Consider the following 7,735-nt stretch of genomic DNA (forward strand, 5'->3'; position numbering starts at 1 on the left):
GCCGACTTTAGGAGCGCGATGTCGGTCCCCATGCTGCGGGCCGAGACGCCGATCGGCGCGATCACCGTCACGCGGGCCGAGCCCGGGCCCTTCCCCGACAAGCAGCTCGCTCTGCTGCAGACCTTCGCCGCCCAGGCGGTGATCGCGATCGAGAACGTGCGCCTCTTCAACGAACTGCAGGTCGCCAATCGCCAGCTCGCGGCCGCGAGCCAGCACAAGAGCGAATTCCTGGCGAACATGTCCCACGAGCTGCGCACGCCCATGAACGCGATCCTCGGGTTCTCGGAAGTGCTCTCGGAGCGCATGTTCGGCGAGCTCAACGCAAAGCAGGAGGAGTACCTCAAGGACATCCATGCATCCGGCCAGCACCTCTTGTCGCTGATCAACGACATTCTCGATCTCTCGAAGGTCGAGGCGGGCCGCATGGAGCTCGAGCTCACCGACTTCGACTTGCCCACGGCCCTCGAGCATGCCGTGATGCTGGTGCGTGAGCGGGCGGGGCGGCGGGGGATCGCCCTGGACACCACGCTGGATGGGAACCTGGGTCAAGTGCGCGCCGATGAGCGCAAGGTCCGCCAGGTGGCGTTGAATCTCCTCTCGAACGCGATCAAGTTCACGCCGGAAGGCGGCCGCATCGGCGTCACGGCCGTGCCCAGGGACGCAAGCGTCGAGGTCTCGGTCAGCGACACCGGCATCGGCATCGCGCCGGAGGATCAAGAGAAGGTCTTCGAGGAATTCCGTCAGGTCGGGACGGCGGACAAGAAGGCGGAGGGTACCGGGCTGGGGCTGGCCCTCTCCCGCATGGCGGGCGTATCTGGGTCACGAGCGAGACCGGACGCGGCTCGACCTTCACGTTCACCCTGCCAGTGCGCCGCGAGGGCTGAGCGGTCAGCGGGGTCGCGACGCGGCGGCGAGGGCCAGCCTCACGCTCCTCCCATATATGGCTCGAGGGCCGCCCGCACCCTGGCCCGGGCCCGGTGCAGCAGCACCCGCCCATTGGTCTCCCGAATACCCAGCGCATGGCACACCTCCTCGGTCGAGCAGCCCTCGACGTCCCGAAGGGTCAACACGATCCGCTGATTCGTCGGGAGCGCGTCGATCGCCTTCTGGAGCCGTTCGCGCGCCTCCCGAGAGAGGAGTCGACCCTCCGGGGAGGTTCCGAGGTCGCGAGGAGGAGTTGCCCATTGGCGGGGCGCGGTCGGGTGGTCCGCACGGAGGAAGCGCTCCGGGCTGACTGCGGCCTTGGGCCCACCGACGCCATTGACACCGATGCCGGAGAATGGCACCGTTCGCCCTTCGCGTAGCGCACGTGTCTTGGCATGGTTGATGAGGATGCGAACGATCCAGGTCTTGAGTGACGAGCGGCCCTCGAAGGCGCAGATGCCCTCCATCACCGCCACCCAAGTTTCCTGCACCACCTCATCCGCGACGGCGCGATTCGAGACGTAGCGGCAAGCCATGCGGCGGAGGCTCGCGTGGTAGTGGTCGACGAGGCGGTCGAACGCGTCCTCATCACGGTGGCGCAGCGCCTCGATCAGGCTGTACTCGGCGTACGCAGCAGTGCTTCCGGCTCCGCAGGCGCTCCCTCCACTGCTCATCCTGGCCCCCGACGTAACGAACCGGCCCACCCGCGAGACCAAAGCACCGTGAAGCGGGATCGAGACTCCACTGGATCCGGGATCAAAGATACTCCGGAGAAAGGATGGCGCAGCATGCAGATCGTCGTGATTGGCGGTACCGGACTCGTCGGATCAAAGCTCGTAACAAAGCTGCGTGAGCAAAAACATGAGGCCGTCGCGGCGTCCCCGAATTCAGGGGTCAACACCCTGACCGGCGAAGGACTTGCCGACGTGCTAAAGGGGGCCCAGGTCGTCGTCGACGTCTCGAATTCCCCGTCCTTCGAGGAAACGGCCGCGACGGCGTTCTTCAAGACGTCCAATCGGAACCTCCTCGCCGCCGAGGCCACCGCAGGCGTGCGACATCACGTCGCACTGTCGGTGGTTGGAACGGACCGTCTCTCCAAGCTCGGCGGCATGGGAGGCTACTTCCGAGCGAAGCTCGCTCAGGAGAAGCTCATCGAGGCCTCCTCGATCCCCTACTCGATCGTCCACGCGACGCAGTTCTTCGAGTTCGTCAAGAGCATCGCCGACGACGCCACCCAGGGCAACCGAGTTCGCCTGACCCCCGTACTCATCCAGCCCATGGCCGCTGACGACGTCGCCGCTGCGGTTGCCCGAGTCGCCACGGGATCGCCCGTGAATGGCATAGTTGAAGTCGGGGGCCCCGAACAGTTCCGTCTCGACGACCTCATTCGCCAGGCCCTCAGCGCCCGCAACGATCCGCGCGAGGTCATCACGGATCCGCAGGCACCCTACTTTGGCATGGCGCTGGGCGAGCGCACGCTCGTTGCGAACGATGGCGCTCGCCTCGGCGAAACGCGCTTCAAGGACTGGCTCGAGCGGTCAGCACGGCAAACCCCGCCTACGACACGATAGCGGGCGGCGGGAGAAGAGACATGAGTCAGAGTAAGGAGGGACGCAAATGAGCACGGTGACGGCGAAGGACGGTACGACGATCTACTACAAGGACTGGGGTCCCAAGACCGCGCAGCCGCTCGTCTTCCATCATGGATGGCCACTCAGCGCCGACGACTGGGACACGCAGATGCTCTACTTCCTGGAGCAGGGGTATCGCGTCATCGCGCACGACCGCCGCGGTCATGGCCGCTCCACCCAGGTCAGTGATGGCCACGACATGGACCACTACGCTTCGGACGCCGCGGCGGTGGTCACGCAGCTCGATCTACACGACGCCATTCACATTAGCCACTCGACCGGCGGCGGCGAAGCGACGCGCTATGTCGCCCGCCACGGCAAGGGCCGCGTCGCCAAGCTCGTGCTGATCGGCGCCGTACCGCCCGTCATGGTGAAGACCGCCGCGAATCCGGGCGGCTTGCCAATGGCGGTATTTGACGGTCTCCGGCAACAGCTGGCCGCCAACCGCGCGGAGTTCTATTGGGGTTTCGCGCGCGGCCCCTTCTACAGCTACAACCGGCAGGGCGCGAAGGTGTCCGAGGCCGTGGTCGAGAACTGGTGGCGCCAGGGCATGATGGGCGGTGCGAAGGCGCACTACGACGGCATCCGGGCGTTCTCGGAGACCGACTTTACTGAGGATCTGAAGATCATCGACGTGCCGACGCTCGTCATGCACGGCGACGATGACCAGATCGTCCCGATCGCCGACTCCGCGCTGCTCTCCGTGAAGCTTCTCAAGAAGGGCACGCTCAAGGTCTATGAGAAGTTCCCGCATGGGATGTGCACGACGCACGCCGACGTGGTCAATCCCGACCTTCTCGCCTTCATCAAGGGCTGAACTGACAAGCTGTGAGCGCGGTGATGGCCTTTACGGGTTGGGGTCGGGCAGGACGCGATCCTCCGCGTGCGCGCCGAGGCCGCGCGCGTAGCGGTGCATCGCCTCCGCCATCACCTCGCCGCGCGACCGCCCGGCGGTCTCCACGCCGAACACTTCCTTCATGAAGCCCACCTTGTTCAGCTCCTCGTGCACCGCCGGCGCCTGATCCGGCGGATACACGCGCCCCGGCCGCCCGATGGCGATGAAGCCGATGGGGACGAACGCGCCCTCGGGCAGCTCGGTGTGGAGATGCACCTTGCCGTCCAGCGCCACTACGCACGCGGGGCCCAGGCGCGCGCCGTTGAACACCATGGCGCCGGTGGCGATGAACGAGCCCGCGCCGATCGCGCACCCAGAGAGGTGCGCGTGCGGCCCCACCAGCACGTGCTCGCCCAGCGTGAGCGGCCAGCGCCCGGCCGCGCGCAGCACCGCGTGCTCCATCACGACGCACTCGCGGCCGACGGTGAGGGACTGGCCCCTTTCCGCCGTGAGCACCGCGCCGTGGAGAATGCGCGCCCCCGGCCCGATGATCACCTCGCCCGACACCACCGCCGTCGGCGCCACCCAGGCGCTGCTCTCGATGCGCGGCCCGCGGCCGCCGTGCTCCACTCGCATGAGATGGTCCCTCCTCGCTCGGACGATACCGCCGGGCCGGGGCGCCCCGCCATCGCTTGACGCGCGAAGCCGGCGGGCCGATCCTCTCAGGGGTCGCCTGCCGCCAGCATCGTCAACCGTTCTGCTCAAAAGGAAGGGCACCCATCGGCTACGTCACCATGAAGGACGGGACATAGATCTATTACGAAGACTGGGGCTGCGGGCAGCCCATCGTCTTCAGCCACGGGTGGCCGCTCAGCGCGGATGCGTGGGACGACCAGATGCTCTTCCTGGGCGCGCGAGGCTTCCGCTGCATCGCCCACGACCGCCGCGGGCACGGGCGCTCGAGCCAGCCCTGGGACGGCAACGAGATGAACACCTACGCGGACGATCTCGCCACTCTGGTCAACGCCCTCGCCCTCGAGAGCGTCGTGCACATCGGCCATTCCACCGGCGGGGGCGAGGTGGCGCGCTATCTCGGGCGCCACGGCACGAAGCGCGCGGCCAAGGCGGTGCTGATCGGCGCGGTGCCGCCGCTCATGCTGAAGACGCCGAACAATCCCGGCGGGCTCCCCATGTCGGTGTTCGACGAGATCCGCGCCGGCGTGCTCACCGATCGCTCGCAGTTCTTCAAGGACCTCACCACGCTCTTCTACGGCGCCAACCGGCCGGGCGCGAAGGTGTCGCAGGGCGTGCGCGACGCCTTCTGGCTCCAGGGCATGATGGCGGGGGTTCAAGGGCGCCTACGACTGCATCAAGGCCTTCTCGGAGACCGACTTCACCGAGGATCTCAAGAAGATCGACATCCCCACGCTGATCCTGCACGGCATGTGCACGGTGAACAAGGACCAGATCAACGAGGACCTGCTCGCGTTCTTGAGCTCGTAGGCGGGGCTCAGTCGAACTGCTTGCTCTTCACCATCCCGGCCAGATCCATGGCCGCGAGGAAGTCCGTCTCGCGAGGCACGGGGCCGAGCCCTTTCTCGCCGAAATCGACCAGCTTCGACTTCGGGATCTGATCGCCCTTGCCCTTGGCCCATGCGGTCTCCCAGAGCCGGGCAAGCAGCACCACGCTGTCCGCCAGCGAGGTGACCGTGGCCTTCTGGATGGCCGGCTTCCCCCAGAGCGCCTTGGCGCGCGTCTTCGGGCCCAGGGACGGGTCGTCGGCGTTGATGATGGCCATCGGCTTGAGCCGCGCCTGCGAGGCGCGCATGAGCCGGACAATGGCCATGCCGGCGTCGTGGCCGCTCCCGATCTTGCGCGTGCCCTTGGGCCGGGCCGCGAGGTCGGCGTCGATCGCGGTCAGCGCCGCCAGGGGATCGACTTCGAGCATGGTCTCCTCGTAGATGCCGTGGATCTGCGCCGCGCGCGTCTTCTTGAAGGCCTTGAATCGCTTGTCGCTGCGGGGCACCGGATACTTGCGGCCCTTCACCGTGACCATGGGCGGCACGCCGTGGTGGAGGTAGGAGCAGTGGAGCGGTTGCGAGGCGTCGCCGACGTAGTGGGCCATGACGCCCGCGGCGGCGACGAAGTGGAGGACGTCGCCCTTGCGGAGGTACGCCACCATGGCCTCCCAGATCTGCCACACGCGGAGGGGGAGGCAGCCTTCCTCCGGGCCGACGCCGGCCTTGGCGAAGCCATCGAAGTAGGTCTTCCAGGTCTTGGCGGAGAGTTTCTTGGGATCCTTCACGCACTGCTCGAGGAGCGAGGGTCCCCCGTTGATGTCGTGGATGTCGATGTCCGCGAAGTGCTGGATCGGCTCGTTGTCCTCGCCGCGGGACGTGATCCAGAGGTAATCGGGCACGTCCGCCAGCGGCACGAAGCCCTTCCGCCCCATCCGGAACTCCGAGCCCTTGCCGAGCTCGGCGTTACCGAACCCGATGTGCTTCTGGTTCTTCTTCATGAGCGCGCCGACGGGGCCGCTCGCCACGTCGCACGCCTTCCAGCCGATGGCGAAATGGCCGATCTTTCCCCAGTACTCGTCGTGCCCGAGGCTCCAGTTCCGCAGCACCTCCACGTCGAGGGCGCGGCAGACGCTGGACAGGAAGCTGGCGAGGGCGAAGGCGCTCGGTGTGCCGTCGAGCCCCTTCAGCCGCTGGCCTCCCCACTGCATGGCGATGGGCCGCAGGCGCCGCGCACGGTTGGGGCGCTCCGCCGGCACGGGGTCGCTGCCCAGGTCCTGGTGGGGATCCTTCACGACCTCGGTCTCGGGCGGGTCGTAGAACCAGAGGGAGCCCGAATCACCCGGCTGCGTGAGGGGCGTGACCTCGAAGCCGTGCGTTTCGTGCTTGCGAGGTCCGATCAGGAGGTCGGTGGCTTGGTCGTAGCCGCCGAGCGATTGGTAGCGGAAGAACAAGGCTTGAATCTGCCCTTCCATGACGCCGCTCTGCCCGCCGAAGGCGCGGACGGGGAGGCCGATGAGATCGAGGGTGATGGTTTGCTCGGTGGCGTCGAAGATCTCGCCGACCTCGCCGATACCGAAGACCTGGGACGTCCAGTCCTCGATGTCGTCGATGCGGATGAGCCCGGCGTCCATCATGAGATACGTGTGATGGGCGGGCCAGCTCGGGAACACCGACGGCAGCAGGAGTCGTCCCACGGACTGGCCGGTGGCGTGGCCGATGCGCTCATACCCGCCATGGACGAAGGCGCGCACCTCCTCGCCGTCACCCCCCGCGACGTGGCGGTTGGTGAGCGCGTAGTACGCGCCGTCCTTGCGCGCGAGGCAGGCGATGGTCCCGAGGCTCTGCGCACCCTGATGATCGCGGACACTGGGATAGCCCCCGCCGAGGAGGCCGCTGGCCGGTGACGGAGGCGTCATGATCGGCGGCGCCGGATCCTCATCGGGTGGCGCCAGGATCACGCAGGTCGGAATCACGCGCCCGTCGGGCAGGTAGAGCGTTCTCGGCACCGCCTCCGCGCCGGCCCCGTGATCGACGTGCCACTTTCGCACGAAGACCAGCACGGACGGCCAGGACCAGGGCCGGACGACCGTGTTGCTCAACGTGCGAGGCTCCTTGACCTTGCCCACGTTGGCCGGGCGCGGATGATTGGGCGGGTGCTCCGCGTACCAGTCCTTCTCGTGGATGAGATAGCGGCCGATCGCGGTCCCGACGACGTGGTCCAAGCTCGAGAGGTGCACGTGGTAGGCCTCGCGGGCTTCCACCAGATCGCGCACCGAGAGCGAGGAGTAGTCGCGGCGGGGAGGGAACGGCGGGGTGCGGCGCAGCGGGGCCTTCGGGGTCGGGGGAGCGTTCTCGCCTTTTTTCATGGGCCCTCCCGTCACCGATCGCAGTGCAACGTCCACGCCACGCGCGGCACGCGCTCCCGCACGAAGAGCTAAGCTGGCGGACTTGCAATCGTGCGGGCGCGGGCCGGTGCCGGCTCTTGATGGCCGGGGCCCGCGCGCCGGCTGCCCGTCGGGCGCGGCATGGCGCGAGGTCCCAGGGGGGACAAGTCCGCTTTCCGCTGCCTTCTCGGTGCGTTGACGACGCTGATCCCCGCGCAGGGCATTTCGCGCCCGGAGTGCAGGACGCCCGCCCAGAGTTTGACTTCCCCGGCCCGCTCTGACAGGATTCTGCGCGATGCAACCCCGCTCGCGCCCCGGCGCCCCCCCGCGGTAGTGCACGCCATACTCGAAGGCCGCTTGCCCCGATGGCTCGCCTGGACCATCGACCCCGAGCAGGCCCGGCGCGCCCCGTTCCTCGCGCACTCGCCCCTCTTCGCCGGG

General features: G+C 67.7%; 5 protein-coding genes and 2 pseudogenes. 4 read left to right on the top strand and 3 right to left on the bottom strand.

All coding sequences use genetic code 11. The features are described from left to right. Positions 1-1,080 (top strand): HAMP domain-containing sensor histidine kinase (locus tag VFX14_23075; GenBank protein ID HEU5192575.1); only part of this gene is annotated, 1,080 nt, incomplete at its 5' end. Here the strand turns inward: VFX14_23075 and VFX14_23080 are convergent. After that, positions 1,008-1,598: pseudogene (locus VFX14_23080) on the bottom strand (sigma-70 family RNA polymerase sigma factor). The gene VFX14_23075 and the pseudogene VFX14_23080 overlap by 73 nt on opposite strands. 114 nt (positions 1,599-1,712) lie before the next feature. Here VFX14_23080 and VFX14_23085 point away from each other — a divergent pair. After that, positions 1,713-2,495 (top strand): SDR family oxidoreductase, encoded by a 783-nt coding sequence (locus VFX14_23085; protein HEU5192576.1) that lies wholly within the window; start codon positions 1,713-1,715, stop codon positions 2,493-2,495. 46 nt (positions 2,496-2,541) lie between these two features. Beyond that, entirely contained in the window at positions 2,542-3,372 is an 831-nt protein-coding gene (locus VFX14_23090) for an alpha/beta hydrolase (protein ID HEU5192577.1), read from the top strand. A 30-nt stretch (positions 3,373-3,402) separates the two neighbouring features. Here the strand turns inward: VFX14_23090 and VFX14_23095 are convergent, their stop codons facing one another. Beyond that, entirely contained in the window at positions 3,403-4,026 is a 624-nt protein-coding gene (locus tag VFX14_23095; protein HEU5192578.1) for a gamma carbonic anhydrase family protein, read from the bottom strand. Positions 4,027-4,202: 176 nt separating this feature from the next. On the opposite strand from VFX14_23095, the pseudogene VFX14_23100 reads away from it, so the two are divergent. Then, positions 4,203-4,893: pseudogene (locus tag VFX14_23100) on the top strand (alpha/beta hydrolase). A 7-nt stretch (positions 4,894-4,900) separates the two neighbouring features. On the opposite strand, the gene VFX14_23105 reads toward VFX14_23100, so the two are convergent. Beyond that, positions 4,901-7,276, bottom strand: coding sequence for a hypothetical protein (locus VFX14_23105; protein HEU5192579.1), 2,376 nt, complete (start codon positions 7,274-7,276; stop codon positions 4,901-4,903). Between the last annotated feature and the right edge of the window lie 459 nt (positions 7,277-7,735).

The organism is Candidatus Methylomirabilota bacterium, from assembly GCA_035764725.1.
Taxonomy (GTDB): Bacteria; Methylomirabilota; Methylomirabilia; order Rokubacteriales; family CSP1-6; genus DASRWT01.